Raw genomic sequence first — 16700 nt, forward strand, 5'->3', positions numbered from 1 at the left:
TGCTATTACTTTTTTAGTTATCAATCTTTCCACCCTGCTTCGGCAGGTTTTTTGGGCTTTTTTATGTCTGAAATGGAAAAACCGCACTTTTTCTCGGTCAATGATGACAATAAGTTATAACTTAGAGATTAATCAACAACTAAAGCTTATGCTTTTAGCTAAGTGAAATCATTGATTAAGAGACCTGTGCTTTTCAATAACTTTTTGCCGCAAACCCTAGATAGGGTCTGCTGAATAAATCTAAAAACCTTGTTGGGTAAGACTTTTAGACTTTTTGTCAATCAAAAAGTAGCAGATATGGGAGTGATCGGGGGGAAATTTCAGGGACTTTTTCCCTGAAAATTAGGTAATTGACCCCCTCAAAATCGGTAAAACCCTACACCCCACACCCCACACCCTACCCCCAGGAAAAACTTTTTCAGCAAACCCTAGTTAAAATTCGATGCCGGGTTGCGCCTTCACTCCCTGTTGACGAAAGGGATGTTTAATTAACTTCATTTCCGTGACTAAATCCGCTATCTCGATTAATTCGGGTAAAGCTCCTCTACCAGTGAGAATAACGTGGCAATTAGCGGGTTTTCGGGCTAAACCAGCGATAACTTCCTGAATATCCAGATAACCGAATTTAAGGGCGATATTGATCTCATCGAGTAAAATTAATTGATATTGGGGATTTTCGAGAAAAGTTAGGGCTTTTTGCCATGCTTCTTCGGCTTTCTCTATATCTCTTTCTCTATCTTGGGTTTCCCAGGTGAAACCTTCCCCCATAGCATAAAACTCGATTTGTTCCCCCCAAACACTAAAAATCTTTTGTTCGGCAGGTTCCCAAGCACCTTTGATGAATTGTACCACCGCCACTTTGTAACCATGACCGAGGGAACGTAAAACCATACCGAGGGCTGCCGTGGTTTTTCCCTTGCCATCGCCGGTATTAACGATAATTAAACCTTTTTCAGCGATTTTTTCGGCTAAACGTTCCTCTTGGATGACCTTGCGGCGCTGCATTTTTTCTTTGTATTGTTCGGGAGTGAGTTGCATTCAAGTCTGTCCAGTCAAATCAAGATAATTGTAACTCAAGGGGTTATCGATCGCTGTTTGCAGATTTTAGCTGGCTAAATTGTCTGGGGGTTGATGCCTAATTCTCGTAATTTTGCCGCTAATCTTTCCTTAGCTTGTCGTTCTTGTTCTTTTTCTAAAAGAGCCTGTTCTTTTGCCTGTCGTTCTTGTTCTTTTTCTAAAAAAGCCTGTTCTTTTGCCTGTCGTTCTTGTTCCTTTTCTAAAAGAATCTGTTCCTTTTCTAAAAGAATCTGTTCCTTTTCTAAAAGAATCTGTTCCTTTGCTTGTCTTTGCTGTAATTCAGCTTCTTGGGGAGTGGGAACCAGTTGACCATCGACGGTAAAATAACGCAGTTTACGCTCAAATATGCCTAAATATAATCCTAACTGTTCACTCCATAGATAACCCCGGTCATTGGCAGAAATAGCTTGATATTGTCCCTCAAGTATCGTAAATCCTTGGAATTCTAAGGTATTAGGATCGAACCAAAAATAATTAGGAGTGCGAAAAGTATTTTGGTAGAGAATTTTCTTATTATTGCGGTCAATATTGGCCGTAGAATCGGAAAGAATCTCGACGATCACATTGGGATATTTCCCCTGTTCTCCCCAAACCACCCAACTTTTGCGGGGACGTTTTTCTGTATCTAAAACCACAAAAAAATCTGGACCACAGAAATCGCGCTTTTTCAGTTGTTCTTCAAGAATTATGATCTGTTGCAGGTGTAAATCACTTTCCAAGGGTGGTTCATCACTCCATAAATCGGTGGGGGGACAGGTAACTTCTGGTAAAATGTCGAGAGTTGTCATAGTTTTTCCCCTGGCTGGGACATTGATCTAATTATAACAGCTATGAGTCAGTAGTAGTAGTAGGGTGCGCTATCGCTAACGCACCAGATAAATTAATGATAGATAGGTGCGTTACGACGGATGGTTAGATTCAAGTTTAAGCAGAGATTGTCGCCGTCTAACGCGCCCTAAATTTTGCTAAGTGCAGATAGGAAAAACTCAGGCGATGGCTTTAACTCCAGCGTTCAATTTCTCTAGCAGCGGCGGGACTTAATTCGCTCATTGTTTTTGACACTAAGCAAGACAATTTAAGGAATTCTTTAACGATAGCAGTTCTAGGTGTTGGGGGTGGGGGTTTGGTTTTGATGTATTAGTTGAAATTTCTCCATTTCCCTATCCTTGTCAATTGTGTATCAAAGCAGCTTGACATCCATATCTTGATAAAGTTATCAAAGTTACTCTGGTTTGAGACTATCTAAAATTAATTGTATATCTAAATCAAGAGCTTGAGCAATTTGTTCGATTGTTAATCCTAATCCTATTAGTTTGGGAACAGTTTCTAGTTTTGCCTTAATAACATTGTTTTCAGTTTTATAAATATGATAATTTTCTATTTCTCGATTATTAGAAGGGTTATGACAGAAAGTAACCTGATCAATTTTTACAGATTTATTACCCAAATTATTAATACTATTGCTGACAATTAACCTTTCAATTGCTGATCGAACAGTTGATTTATTTAATTCTTTCCCTAACACTTCCGAAAGAATGCGCCAAAGTTCATAGGCTTTATCTCTGGCATGACCTTCAGAACAATTATATTCTTCTGCTATTTTTGCATATTTCTGACCATCAAAAACGTTCTTTAAAATCCCTAATTGCAATGTATCGAGATGCTTTCCCATTTGGAAGACTTCTTGGGTATCCATGGGAGTAATGTTAAGATTTGAGGACACAATACCGTCATTGTCCGTTATTTTCCGATATTTGTAAACATAGTTAACAAAACTTCCGACAATATCCGTTTTTTTCCGTCTTGAAAATGTTTAAACTTATTAGTTAGGATTCTGCTTATTATGGTTGTTTTTGCAGTAACTACTCACTATGAGATCGATTAAAATGCTCTGTATGTTCATTGGTGTGGGATTAATTAATTCTGCTCCCATACAAGCAAACAATATGAGTGAAGATATTTTAATTAGCCAATCTCGTCGTCAGTATGAATGTACGCGGAACGGAGTTAATCCCACTATATCAGGTTCTCTGTTTTCAGATGGATATAACTGTTTAATACCTATATCAGCAGGTAAGTGTGTAGGTTATGCTGATGCTTTTGGATACAGTCGTATTGGTAATTCAGATACTAGAGGAATGATAAGCTGTAAGAATGTCGAAATTGCAGAAGATAGACTAACAGGGAAAAAGTATTATCGATTTGGTTCAGGAGATAAATTTATCTTGGAAGGAAAATAAGTTTATTTTAGATTCTGTAATTATCTTTACAGTTGACCATTCTTGATCCCAGTCCATCCCATTTGCGGAACAGTTTTGATATTATAACCTGTAAACTCCCTCATTAATCTTCGGTCAATACATTCATCTAAAAGAAGCCTCATTTCACGCTACCCTATCAATAAGCTCTTTTTCAAATTCTTCAAGTAAGCTAATAACTCGTTCTCTTGTTACCGTTGGAAAACCCTCTAAAAAATCATCAATTGATTCTCCTGCTTTAAGATAATCAAAAAGTGTTTGTATCGGAACTCTAGTACCTGAAAAAACGGGAACACCACTCATAGTTTCAGGAGATACATGGATAAGAGGCGAATATTTAGCCATTTTGATTACCTTCTTAGCTTCTACAGAGTAGATTAACCCAGAGCAATACGTCTTGTCTTCATATTCTAGCCTAGATTCTTGAAAAATGGGTTAAACTGATGCTAAATAGGTTAGGGAAGTGACTTTCAGTTAATGATGCTAAAAATGAACAATAATCTAAAATCAAGCCGATAATGACTAAATGCAACCGACGGAAGCCCAACTTAGACAACTCTATCACCTAATTTCAATAAAGTCCGAAAACTATGCACGGGTAGGTTCTGAATGGGAGGGGATGGAGGCGATTCCATTCTCGACCCCTAACTATCAGTTAACGATTTTTAAAAGCTTCGATCGCCGCCGGCAAAGTATAGTAAATTCTCTCTTGGCTAATTTTATCTAACAAGCGGGAACGTTGCAATTCTAAGTACAGATCGTGTTTAACCCTCGCTAGGGCGAAAACTATACCCTGTCTTGATAATTCCCTTGCTAGTTCCTCGAGAATCTCCACGGCTGTACTATCCAATTCTCCGAGTGCCTCTGTATTCAAGACAAACCATTCTACCGGTTTTGTCTCCTGGGCAATGGCGCTGAGGGCGCGACGTTTAAAGTCGGCCGCATTAGCAAAAAATAAGGGGGCATCGTAACGATAGATAACTAACCCCGGTATTGTTTGCGCTTCCGGCCAATCCTGGATCGCGTGTAAACCCATCACCCCCGGTACTGTACCCAAAACGGCATCATCGGGCCGGGTAATGCGGGCCAATAAATCGATAACCGAGAGACCGATGGCGATGGCAACCCCGCTTAAAATCCCCGTGGTTAGCACCCCCACCATGGTCAGGACAGCGAGATTAAACTCACTATTGCGAAAGCTTTTTAGTCGTTTAGCGCCGGCGATATCCAGCAGTTTACAGGCTGCATAAATCACCAGCGCACCCAAGGCGGCCTTGGGAAAGAGTACCAGTAGCGGACCGAGCAAGAAAATGACCGCCACCACCACCACTGCCACCACCAAGGAGTAAAGCTGACTTTTACTGCCCACCGAATCGCCCACCGCGGTGCGACTGGCGCTGCTGCTGATGGGAAATCCCTGACAAAAACCCGCCACCAGATTCCCCAGTCCTAGGGCTAAAAATTCTTGATTGGCATCGATTTCTTGGTTATGGCGTGCGGCGAAGGCTCTAGCGGTCAAGACGTTATCGGAATAGCCCACGAGGGCAATGCCGACGGCAGCGGTTACTAGAGGTAGTAATTGGGAAAAATCTAGGGTTGGTAAGCCAAAATTGGGCAAAGTATTGTTAATTTTCCCCACTACTGCCACCCCCTCTTGATCGAGATGGAGGGTGGCGACGGCGAGGGTTCCCAGTAAAACCGCCAGCAAGGGACCCGGTGCTTTGGGAAAATATTTTTGGATGACAAATAGAAATAGGAGCAGAAATAGAGCGAGGCTAAGGGTTGGCCAGTGCCATTGGTTTATTCCCCGAAAAAAAGCTAAAATTTCTTTAAAAACCGTATTTTCACGGATTGACAAACCACTAATTTTACCCAGTTGTCCCGCAATCATGATCACCGCCACTCCCGCCATATAACCGATCAGGATCGGTTTGGAGAGTAAATTAGCTAAAAATCCCAAGCGGGCGACATAACCAACCAGACAGACTAAACCGACCATTAGGGCTAAAAAAGCCGCTAAACTGCCGTAATTTTCTCCTTGAAGGCTTACCATAGGTGCGATCGCTGCCGCCGTCATCACTGCCGTGGTCGATTCTGGTCCCAGGGATAGTTGCGATGAGGAGCCGAAAAGGGCGTAAACTAGGGCGGCCGGCACGAGAGTCCACAATCCCACCACCGGCTCGACCCCGGCCAGGTCGCCGTAGGCCATACACTGGGGAATAGCGTAGGCTGCCACGGTGACACCGGCGAGTATATCTCGGCCTAGCCACTGCCATTGATAGGAGCGCAGGTTTTTTAGCCCGGGTAAATCAGGAAAATCGACTCGTCGGGAGTTTTTACTCATATTTCTCTGTTAACGGCGATTTAACCTAATTCTAACGAAAGATTTAGCTAGTGAAAAGCCTTGAGGCTGAGATATTTTCTGTCAGCAGGATATTTATACCATGTTAGCCGCAATTTTAATTAAATTGGCTAAATATACTCAGAAATATCTTCTTGACAATCATCGGCTAAGTATGATAAAGCCCGGAAGCGTAAACCGACTAATTGCTCGTAGAGAGGATTTAACTTGCACAGGGGCGGAATATGGACTAATTTATGGCCAAACAGCACGATATCGCGTTCAAAAGGACATTGAGGCGGCACCATTTTGCAGATAAACCGGGCCAAGCGCGGATCGTGCATTTCTAACCCATCTAACCAATCTTTGAGGGGATGAAGCAGATCCGGGTGGGGATGTTCGGCACTGATAAACTCGGATTTCTGCGCTTCCGTGGTAATTTCGGGAATTTCACAGATAGTATGTTCTAAAGCTGACAAGGCCTCGATTTCTAACCCGAAAGCATCCCGATAACTATGCAGTAATTGCGCTTCTGCGGGGGAATAAATGCCATCGGCGATCGCCACCATGACCGCCGTGCGGAGGAAGTTTTCTGATATTCTGGGGTCATGACCGAAACTTGCGGCCAATTCTTCGGGACTAATCGATTGATAGAGAACGTGGTCGTCATCTAATTCTAATTCGTGAGCGAAACGGGCGATCGATTCCTGTTCGCTGGCGCTATAATCGCCATCACACCAGGCAATTGTCAGTAATCCCCGTAACCAGTCCCTAACTTGTTCGTTAGTGTAGCGGTATTGAACAGAGCTAACCATAGGTATTGCTAAAACTGATTTCTAGTTTCTCAATTCAATTCTACCGAGTGCTCCCGGATTCTAGTGGCTCCTGTTCATATCATTTAACCATTGCAACTATCCCCATGGTCAGCTAGGAAGTTTTCGTTTTTCAACTGGCATAATTGGGCAATTTTCGCCCCTAGGAGCAGGGGTAAGGGTTGGTGCTGCTTGTCCCTTCCCCAACCGCGTCAGTCCTGCTGAAAAGGCGGATTCCTGGGATTAACGTCCAATACCGAGGTAACGGAAACCAGCTGCTGTCACCACCGCAGGATCGAGGAAATTGCGACCATCAATTAAAACGGGTTCGCGCATGGTTTTAACCATTTTGCCGTAGTCGAGACGGAGGAATTCTTGCCATTCCGTCACCACCACCAAAGCGTCACAACCATCGGCTAATCTTTCTGGATCCGATTCGATAATCACACCACTTAGACCGTGACTTAAACCACTTTGGGAAACGATCGGATCATAAGCTTTTACCTTAGCACCTAAACGATTTAACTGTTCGATCATGGTTAAAGCCGGAGCATCGCGCATATCATCGGTATCGGGTTTAAAAGTTAATCCCAACAAACCGACGGTTTTACCCTTGAGGATTTTTAATTCCTGTTGCAGTTTTTCGATCGCAATTGTCCGTTGACGTTTGTTAACATTGATAGCGGCGTTAAGTAATTCCGTTTCGTAACCGTAGTCTTCTGCGGTATGGACCAAAGCCGACACATCTTTGGGGAAACAGGAACCCCCCCAACCGATTCCGGCCGAGAGGAATTTGCTGCCGATACGGGAATCTAAACCGATACCTTTAGCCACTTGGGTGACATCGGCCCCCACGCGATCGCAGATATTAGCTACTTCGTTAATAAAGCTAATTTTGGTCGCTAGGAAGGCATTAGCGGCGTATTTAATCATTTCCGCCGAACTGAGATCCGTAACCACCACGGGAACGGGAGGCAAGGAGGGATCGTCAGCGAATTGGCGTTCAACCAAAGGCGCGTACAATTCCTTCATCATTTCAATGGCTTTCGGGTTATTACTGCCTAAAACAATGCGATCGGGGTTAAAAGTATCATAAACTGCCGAACCTTCCCGTAAAAATTCGGGATTGCTGACCACATCAAATTCCGCTTCGATGCGTTCTAGTGTACTAATACCGCCAACCGCAGCCACGAGATTTTTTTGTCTCTCGGCCACTCCATCGAGGACGATCATCCGTACCCAATCCCCAGAACCGATGGGAACGGTCGATTTATTGACGATTACTTTATAACCACCGTTGAGATGGGCCCCAATACCCCGGGCCACCGCTTCCACATAACGAGTGTCACTTTCCCCCGTGGGTAGTGCAGGCGTACCAACAGCGATAAAGAGGATTTCACCGTGTTTAACTCCCGCTTCTAGATCCGTGGAAAATTCCAGATTGCCGGAGGCTGCCGAAGACTGCATTAATTCTGATAAACCAGGTTCATAGATGGGGGATTGTCCCGATTTCATCAATTTGACTTTTTCTTCATTGTTGTCAATACAGATGACATGATGGCCGATATGTGCTAGGCACACTCCGGTGACTAAACCCACATAACCCGTTCCGATAACACAAACACGCATGATAATTACTCCAGTGACAATTAAGTTAAATTTATTGATTAGGGATTAGCTTAGACGAGAACGGAAATCCTCGATCGTCATTTTTAAACCCTGACTTAGAGGAATAGTTGGACTCCAATCCAGATAGGTTTTAGCACGAGTGATATCCGGTTGTCGTTGCTTGGGATCATCTTCCGGCAGTGGTTGATAGACCAATTCGGCCTCGGGATTAATCATGCCTTGGATCACTTGTGCTAATTCCAGAATTGTGTATTCGTCGGGATTGCCTAGATTAACCGGTCCGATAAAATCCCCATTCATCAAACGCATTAACCCTTCCACCAGGTCAGAAACATAGCAAAAACTGCGGGTTTGGGAACCTTGACCATAAACCGTTAGGGGTTCACCGCGCAAAGCTTGCACCACGAAATTACTCACCACTCGTCCATCGTTTTCCAGCATTCGCGGGCCGTAGGTGTTGAAAATCCGGGCCACCCGGATATCGACTTTATGCTCCCGATAATACTCAAAAGCCAGGGTTTCCGCTACCCGTTTACCCTCGTCATAACAGGAACGCGGTCCGATGCAGTTGACATTGCCTCGATATTCTTCCGTTTGCGGATGCACATCGGGATCGCCATAGACTTCCGAGGTAGAAGCGAGCAAAAATCGCGCTTTTACCCTTTTAGCTAGGCCTAGCATATACATAGTCCCTAAAACATTGGTTTTAATCGTTTTGACGGGATTATATTGATAGTGGATTGGGGAAGCAGGACAGGCCAGGTGATAGATCTGATCGACTTCTAAACGGATCGGCTCGGTGATATCGTGACGAATTAGCTCAAAATAAGGATTTCCTAGCCATTTAACGATGTTTCGGCGCACCCCCGTGTAGAAGTTATCCAGACAGATCACTTCATGACCCTGTTCCATCAAGCGATCGATTAGATGGGAACCAATAAAACCCGCACCACCCGTAACTAGGATTCTCATGTAATCGCAAAGTAAACATATAAAATTATTCTTAAAATACCCTTACGCTGGTTTTTTGGCAAATATTTTTTTTTGACGAGGTGTTAAGTATCAGTGATCAGTGATCATTTATCATTATTCAGCGATCGCCGATTCAAGGCTAATAGCTGAATAATGGCTCGGTAATCCTTAAAATGGAAATAACACGCAAATTTGAGACTAGATTATGACCAGTGCCGAGCAAAATAAGCTATTTATCCTGATCGATGGGCATTCTTTGGCTTTTCGTGCCTATTATGCCTTTGCTAAGTCTCGTTCTGGCCCTCTGCGTACTTCTACTGGTATTCCCACCAGTGTTTGTTTTGGGTTTTTAAATTCTCTGATGCAGTTACTTGAAACTCAAAAACCCACTTATTTAGCAGTTGCTTTTGATTTAGCAGTCCCTTCTTTTCGCCATGAAGCTGATGTCAATTATAAGGCTAATCGGCAAGAGACTCCCGAAGAATTTCGCCCCGATTTAACTAATCTGCAAAGTCTCTTGGCATCGATGAATATTCCTATTGTTACTTCCCCGGGTTACGAAGCAGATGATGTTTTAGGAACTTTGGCAAAACAAGCTGGTGATAATGGTTATACAGTCAAGATTTTAACAGGCGATCGAGATTTGTTTCAATTGGTAGATGAGGAGAAAAAAACCACGGTTCTCTATCTGGATATTAATGCGGTCAAAAGTACATCGGGACAGGGTTATACAGAATTCAATTCCCAAGCTGTCACGGAAAAGTTAGGGGTGACACCAAAACAGGTAGTAGATTTTAAAGCTCTTTGCGGTGATAAGTCTGATAATATACCGGGAGTGCGCGGAATTGGCGAAAAAACAGCGATAGATTTATTAAAAAAATACGATAACTTAGACGATATATATACCAATCTGGAATCGATTAAGGGAATGGTAAAAACTAAATTATTAGAGGGAAAAACCGCCGCCGAAAGTTCTCGCTATTTAGCTAAAATTGCCCTTGATGCCCCCGTTAGTCTGGAGGAGGATAAATTTCGTCTCCGGGGTTTTGATCGGCGTTTAGTTAAACCTTTATTGGAAAGATTCGAGTTAAAGAAAATTCTCCAGAAACTCGATCAAATTCAACAGCATCTAGGTGGTACTCCTACCCTAGAATTAACTAGCGATGCTGATTCTAATCAATTGTCTCTGTTTGATTTACCCCCTATTTCTCCACCGGTTCTAATTGCTCCCGACATTATTGATACTATTCCTAAGTTAGATGCTTTACTGGCAAAATTAACAACTTTCACTAATCCACAATTTCCCGTCGCTTGGGACACCGAAACGACGGATTTAAATCCTCGTGTAGCCAAATTAGTCGGCATCGGTTGCTGTTGGGGAAAAGAATTAAATGCTATGGCCTATATTCCCATCGGCCACCAGAGCGGCGATAATTTAAATCTAGAGATAGTCCTCGAAAAATTACGACCAATTTTAGCGGGTGATAATTATCCGAAAGTCTTCCAGAATGCGAAATTTGATATTGATATTTTTTATCATCAAGGAATTACCGTTAAAGGTCTAGTTTTTGATACTATGGTGGCTAGTTATGTCCTCCATCCCGAACTAACTCATAATCTCGAAGATTTATGCGATCGCTATTTAGCCGGTATCACTTCCCTTAGTTATAAAAGTCTCGGTATTCCTGCGGGAAAAACCATCGCTGATTTAGATATTCCCACTACTGCCAACTACTGTGGATTAGATGCCTACGCTACCTATTTGCTTCGAGAAAAATTACAGTCAGAATTGAATAAAATTCCCCCTTTATATCAATTATTCTCAGAAATAGAATCTCCCTTAGTGATGGTGCTTTGGCAGATGGAAAATTATGGTATAAAAATTAATATCAATTATCTAAAAAACTTTTCCCAGCAACTAGAAAGAGACTTAGCAGACATAGAAAAAAATGCCTACGAATCTATCGGAGAAACTTTTAATCTTAGCTCTCCTAAACAGTTAAGTGAAATCCTCTTTGATCGATTGGCACTCAATCGCAAAAAATCCAGAAAAACTAAAACAGGTTACTCTACCGATCAAAGTGTTTTAGAGAAACTACAAGGAGATCATCCCTTAATCGATTATATCCTTGAACATCGCACCTTATCCAAATTAAAATCAACCTATGTGGATGCTTTACCGAAATTAGCCGAACCAAAAACCGCAAGAGTACATACAGATTTTAATCAAACCATCACCAGCACCGGACGCTTATCATCCTCCAATCCTAACCTACAAAATATCCCCATTCGCAGTGAATTTTCCAAGCAAATTCGTCAAGCTTTTATTCCCGAAGATGGTTACTTATTAGTGTCAGCAGACTACTCACAAATCGAGTTAAGAATTCTCGCTCATCTCAGCCAAGAACCAGTTTTATTAGAAGCGTATCGTAGTAATCAAGATGTTCATAAAGTCACCGCTCGATTGCTCTTTGATAAAAGGGAAATTACGCCAGAAGAACGCAGTTTAGGAAAAACAATTAACTTCGGAGTTATTTATGGTATGGGAGCGCAAAAATTCGCCCGTGAATCGAAATTAACCGTAGAACAGGGCAGAAAATTTATTGAAAAATATCATCAACGTTATGCCCAAGTATTTGAGTATTTAGAGAATAGCAAAAAACAAGCGATCGCTCAAGGATATGTGGAAACAATTTTGGGTAGAAGACGTTATTTTAACTTTGATAATCCCCTCTTAAAAAGACTGCGAGGACTACCCTTGCATGACATCGATTTAGATAGCCTCAAACTCAACAACGAGGAGGCACAATTATTAAGATCGGCTGCTAATGCGCCCATTCAGGGTTCCAGTGCTGATATTATTAAAGTAGCGATGGTAAAATTGGCGGAGGTGCTGCAAAATTATCGAGCAAGATTACTGCTGCAAGTCCATGATGAATTAGTCTTGGAAGTACCAAGAGAAGAATGGCCATCCCTAGAGTCAAAAATCAAGACGACTATGGAGGAAGCTGTCTCCTTGACGGTTCCTCTCTTGGTAGAAATTAAAGCTGGTGACAATTGGATGGAAACCAAATAAAACTATGATCGAAAACAGACAATTTTTAACCCCAGAAGAATCCGCAGATGTGGACGCTGCCCTCTTGACTGCTCCCGAAAAATTCCTGACTCGTTTAACGATTTCTTCCCTACGCTTACTAAAAATAATCGCCGAAGATACGGGAGTAACCCTAGAAGAATTAACCCATAAACAGGTCATCCAATGGCTAGAAAAAGATAGTAAACTGCGTCGGGAACAGGGGATCGAAGCGGCAGTGCTGAAATGGTAAATAAACTCTTAAAAAATCAGCTACCCCTGACAATTTATGCTAGTTTTTAGCTATAAACTTACTGGAGTTACAACAATGACAATTACCCTAAAAGTACCTAGTATTGCCTGTGAAGGTTGCGCTAATACCATTACTAAAGCGATTAACAATCAGCAACCGGCAGCCCAAATATCGGTGGATGTAGCCAATAAAATAGTCACGGTAGAAACCACCGCATCCCGCGCAGAAATTGCTCAATGGATCAGCGAAGTCGGCCATACTGTTGATTCTGGAAGTGAGAGTTGACATCCTCCCCCGTTAAAAATATACCTCTGGTAAAAATCCAGGGTAGTTCTATTTTTGTGTTCATTAGATTAGTTTTACCCCTAAGCTTTCTAGTTGTTGGTTTATCCAAGCGGTTGCAGTTTCTTCGTCGGTTTCTATTTCTAATAGTTGTTTGGATTTTTGCTTTAAAAGCACTCTTAGAGTAAAGGTGCGATCGCTTTTAAAAGTTCTGTTAATTTATTTTTCCATCGGTATAGCGCAAAATACGCCTGATAGAATTTACAATGAGGCATAGATAATCTGTGCTGATTCCAAAATATTTTTACATCTTAGCCAGTTATCACTCCGTTTGAGCGCTGCTTTCACAATTAAATCTACTTTTCGATTGAAAATTGCTTGCAGTTCATCGCGCATTTGTAGGGTTTCGGTTAAACCTCGTTTAGCAGTTGGGGAAAAGGTAATTAAAATATCAATATCGCTATCTGAACGGAAATCTTCGCGTAAAACTGAACCAAATAATGCCAATTCGGTGACTTGCCACTTTTGACAAAATCCTTTAATTTGTTCCATTGGTAGATTTATTTTTTTGTTCATTAGATTAGTTTTACCCCTAAGCTTTCTAGTTGTTGGGTTATCCAAGCGGTTGCCGTTTCTTCATCGGTTTCTATCGCTTTTTCTACTCCAATTTTAGCAATTTCTAAGAGTTGAGTTAAAAGGGCGATTGATGATTTTAATGAGTCCGAATCAGTTAGAATTAGCAGTTTATGATGCTGAGGATGCGTTTTTAAGGGTCAATCGTCTAGGTTTCTCCTTAGTTCGGTTTTGGGGTGATGGGATTCATGAGCGCTTAATGAAGAATTTGAATGAATTTTTATGATGAGGTATCGTCATTGTTATCAGTTTTTTTACTTCGTAAATCTACCCATAGATGTCTTAAATTAAATGGACTAGGTGGCAAATCAGGACGTTCTAGTTGATGGTCAAGACGACTCACATCATTTTGCCATCCTTCCGGCGATAAAGTTAACTCTATAATGGTTAGTTGTGAACAATGCTCATTAACTTCATTTAAAATTTCGTTTAATTCCATATTTTGAATATAACCAATCATTGCTCCCGAACTGACGGATTTTCCATAACCCCATTCAACTAATATAAATCTGTTAATCCCATTTAGAATATAATTTTTGTTAAGTATCCATTGAGAACTTGATGGAGAACCGAGTCTTTTAGCCTCTAAAGTGTAAAATTTATCCATTCTTTCAGGATTTGTTTCGTTAGTATCACAGATTCCCCATTGAAAATCAGGTCGTTTATATTCTCGTTTAGCTCGAATGCTATCATCAGCATCAGGTTGATTATTGGCTTCATACATACAAGGCCATGCTATTCCTTGATTAGAAATAGTTAATTGTTGGTTGGCATAACGGACAAAAAAGCATAGTTTTCGATTAAGTTCATCTTCACTTTGGGGTAATTCTTGGTTCTTTTGAAGCATTTCTAAAGCAAGCCTAAAAGTAGCTAAAACTCTCTTTTCATGATTACCCCATATATCTTTTTTTAATAAACTTGGTTTTGTCATAGGTTTAGATCCTTTCTTGAGATTCTTGTAAGTTAATAATTTGAAGCATTGTTGCCTCCGCATCCTCACGCGCCATGCTACGAGTCCAGAATCTTCGTTCATTACGCTTAATAATAATGATTTCTGTATCAGAAACCGAACGAACTAAACCATCAAGATAAATTTGATGGCTATTATAGGGAACTAATAAACCATTTTCTTGTTTTCCCAATTGCTCAAGAATCTTTATCCATTGTTGTTGATCTGATTGGGAGACAGGTTGAGGTTTTTCTCCATACTCTTGTGTAGAGAAAATAACGGCTAACATAGGATTTTCTAACCCCAGAAATTGAGGGCGAATAATCTGCCAACTGAATTCACCATCAGGTTCTAATTCTCGATTCCAAATATCTAAAAAGGCTTGTAAATAACCTTCTAATCCTTTTTGAGTTTGACGGTTTTTATTAATATCGTTGAGAAGTCCTTGATTTTGTTGAGGATAGCTTTCAACAGGTTTTACTGCTTTACTGTTGATATGATTATAGTAAAACTCTATCCCAACATCACACATATCACGAATGAGATCCCGTTCAGCAATGGTGAGATCATAGACATCAAATATTGCCTCATCTAATTGATATTCTAATTCAGTGAGTTGTGCTTCTATTTTTTCTGGAGTTTTTCCTTCAGGATGTTCAATACTATACTTTATAGGATTACAATTCTGTAATTGCTCAACAATATCGATAACTTTTTCCCGAATAACTTGATCCTTTGGAAAAATAATCGGCAAACTTAAATATTCATCCTTATAAATTCCATCATGCCATATTCCCCATTTGCTAGAAGTCAGAAAAAAGTAATAACGAGATAATGAAGACCATAAAGTTCCTAATACAATTTTATATTTCCATTCTTCAGCATCATGTAACTTGATACAATTTACTGAATTTGTAAAACTGAAGTTTTCTGATTCCAATCGAGCAATAATTTCTCCTTTTTTTCTAGATACCTGACTAATACCATGTTTAATAAGTAACCGAATACCTTGATATAAAGTTGGTTTTCTTGGTCGAGTTACTTGTTTAGGTGGTCTTTGAAACCAAGAAGAAGAAATTAAACCATATCTTTCAAATTTATCTGTGGGAAGTAATCTCGGTAACTGGCAATCTTTTTGATCCTTTCTCCCTTCTGAAAATCCTTGACCACTATTCCTAGAGTCATGTAATTCTTTTAAAGTTTGCGATAATTGTATCCCTTTAATTAAGCCAGCATCTTGATGATTTCCCCAATAATAAATTTTCCATAAATAATCATTATAAAATAGTTCACTTTGTCTGATACCACGACGATCCATAACACTCAAAATAACAGCTGGCATATTTTTAATCATAGCTGTTTTTTTAGCAGACCAATAAGTGACAACTTGATCTTTTAAGGTTAACTCTGTCTGATTGACTTTCTGAAAAATAATTGAAGCAAAAGGAGAAATTGAAGCACTAGATTGGTTTTTATTACCAGATTTAAAGAAAATATCACGAACATGAGCAAAATTGACAACTTCTTTTAATAAGACACTGTTTAACCATTTTTGTCTAAATTCTTTGCTTTTATCATGGGTCTTAAAGAAAATACCTGTTGATACCACTAATGCTGACCATCCATTATCTTTTAAAAAATCAAATACTCTCCAGATAAACGCTTGAGAACGTTCTTTATCTCCAACTGGATAATCACGTTCTTGACACCATTGTAAAGCGATATTTAATTCCTGTGTGCTTTTTCTATCGGTCGTTTTAGGAGATCCCCAAGGAGGATTACCGACAACAACATCAGCACATTGACTGCTAAAATTCCTAGATAATGTCACATCTTCTGAGTTAGAAAATTCTTGAAAAGCATTATCGCAGACTAAATTATTAAAGTGATTATCCTCAGATAACCCATTCGGTTGATAAATTAAAAATGGTAATTTTTCACCTCGTTTAATTTGTAATAAAATGTCTGGAGGCTCTTGATAATTTAATAAAGCAAGATATAGACTAAATGCAGTAATTCTGATAGCTTCTGAATTAATTTCTATCCCAGCTATCTGATTTTTTAAGATTTCTCTTAACTCTTGCCAACTTAATCGCTGTCCCTGATTTTGATAGACTCGATGTCTCACAATTCTCCGAAATGCTTCCACTAAAAAGATTCCTGAACCACAACAAGGATCAAGAATACGGGGATGAGTTGTCAAACAATCTGACGTTAAAACTTTAGACAAGACAAATTCTACTAATGAACTCGGTGTATAATGCGTCCCATTATCAATATTTTCTGTATTTGACTCATGATAAAAGGCTCTTCGGTAATTGTTATGCAAATAATTAACTTAAAATAAAATTCGATGAGAGTACCTACGCTCAAAAATAGCTGAAACCCATACAGGCAAAAATTTTAGGCACAAACAGGTTA

Annotated in this window: 15 protein-coding genes and 1 pseudogene; 5 read left to right on the top strand and 11 right to left on the bottom strand. The window is 40.3% G+C overall.

Annotated elements, in window-relative coordinates; all coding sequences use genetic code 11:
* Positions 1-166 (top strand): annotated as a pseudogene (locus tag EWV84_RS12095) (IS5/IS1182 family transposase); the annotation flags it as partial.
* A gap of 266 nt (positions 167-432) precedes the next feature.
* Here the strand turns inward: EWV84_RS12095 and cobO are convergent.
* From cobO to EWV84_RS12110, 3 genes are all read right to left on the bottom strand, one after another.
* Complete coding sequence (gene cobO, locus EWV84_RS12100; RefSeq protein ID WP_287078185.1) at positions 433-1038, bottom strand: cob(I)yrinic acid a,c-diamide adenosyltransferase; 606 nt, start codon at positions 1036-1038, stop codon at positions 433-435.
* A gap of 74 nt (positions 1039-1112) precedes the next feature.
* Complete coding sequence (locus tag EWV84_RS12105; RefSeq protein WP_287078186.1) at positions 1113-1865, bottom strand: Uma2 family endonuclease; 753 nt, start codon at positions 1863-1865, stop codon at positions 1113-1115.
* Positions 1866-2299: 434 nt separating this feature from the next.
* Positions 2300-2773, bottom strand: coding sequence for a helix-turn-helix domain-containing protein (locus EWV84_RS12110; protein ID WP_287078187.1), 474 nt, complete (start codon positions 2771-2773; stop codon positions 2300-2302).
* 199 nt (positions 2774-2972) lie between these two features.
* Here EWV84_RS12110 and EWV84_RS12115 point away from each other — a divergent pair, with 199 nt between their 5' ends.
* On the top strand, positions 2973-3317 hold the full coding sequence (locus EWV84_RS12115; protein ID WP_287078188.1) for a hypothetical protein: 345 nt from the start codon (positions 2973-2975) through the stop codon (positions 3315-3317).
* 144 nt (positions 3318-3461) lie between these two features.
* On the opposite strand, the gene EWV84_RS12120 is transcribed toward EWV84_RS12115, so the two are convergent.
* The 5 genes from EWV84_RS12120 to EWV84_RS12140 form a co-directional block, all read right to left on the bottom strand.
* Positions 3462-3680, bottom strand: coding sequence for a DUF433 domain-containing protein (locus EWV84_RS12120; RefSeq protein ID WP_158199526.1), 219 nt, complete (start codon positions 3678-3680; stop codon positions 3462-3464).
* Between the two features lie 310 nt (positions 3681-3990).
* Positions 3991-5679: a SulP family inorganic anion transporter gene (locus EWV84_RS12125; protein ID WP_287078189.1), complete on the bottom strand. Its 1689-nt coding sequence runs from the start codon at positions 5677-5679 to the stop codon at positions 3991-3993.
* Between the two features lie 128 nt (positions 5680-5807).
* The gene (locus EWV84_RS12130; RefSeq protein ID WP_287078190.1) at positions 5808-6491 is read right to left on the bottom strand and encodes a Mo-dependent nitrogenase C-terminal domain-containing protein; all 684 of its coding nucleotides are present in this window, start codon (positions 6489-6491) and stop codon (positions 5808-5810) included.
* Between the two features lie 240 nt (positions 6492-6731).
* The gene (locus EWV84_RS12135) at positions 6732-8117 is read right to left on the bottom strand and encodes a UDP-glucose dehydrogenase family protein (protein WP_286825456.1); all 1386 of its coding nucleotides are present in this window, start codon (positions 8115-8117) and stop codon (positions 6732-6734) included.
* A gap of 45 nt (positions 8118-8162) precedes the next feature.
* Positions 8163-9089 carry a UDP-glucuronic acid decarboxylase family protein gene (locus tag EWV84_RS12140; RefSeq protein WP_286825455.1) on the bottom strand — a complete coding sequence of 309 codons (927 nt, stop codon included), beginning with the start codon at positions 9087-9089 and terminating at the stop codon, positions 8163-8165.
* 205 nt (positions 9090-9294) lie between these two features.
* On the opposite strand from EWV84_RS12140, the gene polA reads away from it, so the two are divergent.
* Genes polA through EWV84_RS12155 form a run of 3 tightly spaced genes read left to right on the top strand, consistent with a single transcriptional unit; the run spans position 9295 to position 12700 of the window.
* Positions 9295-12165: a DNA polymerase I gene (polA, locus tag EWV84_RS12145; RefSeq protein ID WP_287078191.1), complete on the top strand. Its 2871-nt coding sequence runs from the start codon at positions 9295-9297 to the stop codon at positions 12163-12165.
* Positions 12166-12169: 4 nt separating this feature from the next.
* Complete coding sequence (locus tag EWV84_RS12150; RefSeq protein ID WP_286826830.1) at positions 12170-12415, top strand: NDH complex assembly factor CRR9; 246 nt, start codon at positions 12170-12172, stop codon at positions 12413-12415.
* A gap of 36 nt (positions 12416-12451) precedes the next feature.
* Positions 12452-12700: a heavy-metal-associated domain-containing protein gene (locus EWV84_RS12155; RefSeq protein ID WP_287078192.1), complete on the top strand. Its 249-nt coding sequence runs from the start codon at positions 12452-12454 to the stop codon at positions 12698-12700.
* A 258-nt stretch (positions 12701-12958) separates the two neighbouring features.
* Here EWV84_RS12155 and EWV84_RS12160 read toward each other — a convergent pair whose 3' ends face one another.
* The 3 genes from EWV84_RS12160 to EWV84_RS12170 all read right to left on the bottom strand — a co-directional run bounded on the left by EWV84_RS12160 (position 12959) and on the right by EWV84_RS12170 (position 16608).
* A complete protein-coding gene (locus EWV84_RS12160; protein ID WP_052277368.1) occupies positions 12959-13249 on the bottom strand; it encodes a nucleotidyltransferase family protein in 291 nt (96 codons plus the stop codon).
* 301 nt (positions 13250-13550) lie between these two features.
* Complete coding sequence (locus EWV84_RS12165; protein WP_286826834.1) at positions 13551-14261, bottom strand: hypothetical protein; 711 nt, start codon at positions 14259-14261, stop codon at positions 13551-13553.
* 4 nt (positions 14262-14265) lie between these two features.
* Positions 14266-16608 (bottom strand): HsdM family class I SAM-dependent methyltransferase, encoded by a 2343-nt coding sequence (locus EWV84_RS12170; protein ID WP_287078193.1) that lies wholly within the window; start codon positions 16606-16608, stop codon positions 14266-14268.
* Between the last annotated feature and the right edge of the window lie 92 nt (positions 16609-16700).

Origin of the sequence: Microcystis sp. M_QC_C_20170808_M3Col, assembly GCF_007095505.1 — a bacterium.
Lineage (GTDB): Bacteria > Cyanobacteriota > Cyanobacteriia > Cyanobacteriales > Microcystaceae > Microcystis.

What these genes read in the sequence shown, in the direction of transcription:
- polA (WP_287078191.1), top strand. Translation starts at nt 9,295, where the DNA reads ATGACCAGTGCCGAGCAAAATAAGCTATTTATCCTGATCGATGGGCAT.
- EWV84_RS12155 (WP_287078192.1), top strand. Translation starts at nt 12,452, where the DNA reads ATGCTAGTTTTTAGCTATAAACTTACTGGAGTTACAACAATGACAATT.
- EWV84_RS12110 (WP_287078187.1), bottom strand. Translation starts at nt 2,773, where the DNA reads ATGGATACCCAAGAAGTCTTCCAAATGGGAAAGCATCTCGATACATTG.
- EWV84_RS12165 (WP_286826834.1), bottom strand. Translation starts at nt 14,261, where the DNA reads ATGACAAAACCAAGTTTATTAAAAAAAGATATATGGGGTAATCATGAA.
- EWV84_RS12140 (WP_286825455.1), bottom strand. Translation starts at nt 9,089, where the DNA reads ATGAGAATCCTAGTTACGGGTGGTGCGGGTTTTATTGGTTCCCATCTA.
- EWV84_RS12150 (WP_286826830.1), top strand. Translation starts at nt 12,170, where the DNA reads ATGATCGAAAACAGACAATTTTTAACCCCAGAAGAATCCGCAGATGTG.
- EWV84_RS12125 (WP_287078189.1), bottom strand. Translation starts at nt 5,679, where the DNA reads ATGAGTAAAAACTCCCGACGAGTCGATTTTCCTGATTTACCCGGGCTA.
- EWV84_RS12135 (WP_286825456.1), bottom strand. Translation starts at nt 8,117, where the DNA reads ATGCGTGTTTGTGTTATCGGAACGGGTTATGTGGGTTTAGTCACCGGA.
- EWV84_RS12130 (WP_287078190.1), bottom strand. Translation starts at nt 6,491, where the DNA reads ATGGTTAGCTCTGTTCAATACCGCTACACTAACGAACAAGTTAGGGAC.
- EWV84_RS12160 (WP_052277368.1), bottom strand. Translation starts at nt 13,249, where the DNA reads ATGGAACAAATTAAAGGATTTTGTCAAAAGTGGCAAGTCACCGAATTG.
- EWV84_RS12115 (WP_287078188.1), top strand. Translation starts at nt 2,973, where the DNA reads ATGTTCATTGGTGTGGGATTAATTAATTCTGCTCCCATACAAGCAAAC.
- EWV84_RS12120 (WP_158199526.1), bottom strand. Translation starts at nt 3,680, where the DNA reads ATGGCTAAATATTCGCCTCTTATCCATGTATCTCCTGAAACTATGAGT.
- cobO (WP_287078185.1), bottom strand. Translation starts at nt 1,038, where the DNA reads ATGCAACTCACTCCCGAACAATACAAAGAAAAAATGCAGCGCCGCAAG.
- EWV84_RS12105 (WP_287078186.1), bottom strand. Translation starts at nt 1,865, where the DNA reads ATGACAACTCTCGACATTTTACCAGAAGTTACCTGTCCCCCCACCGAT.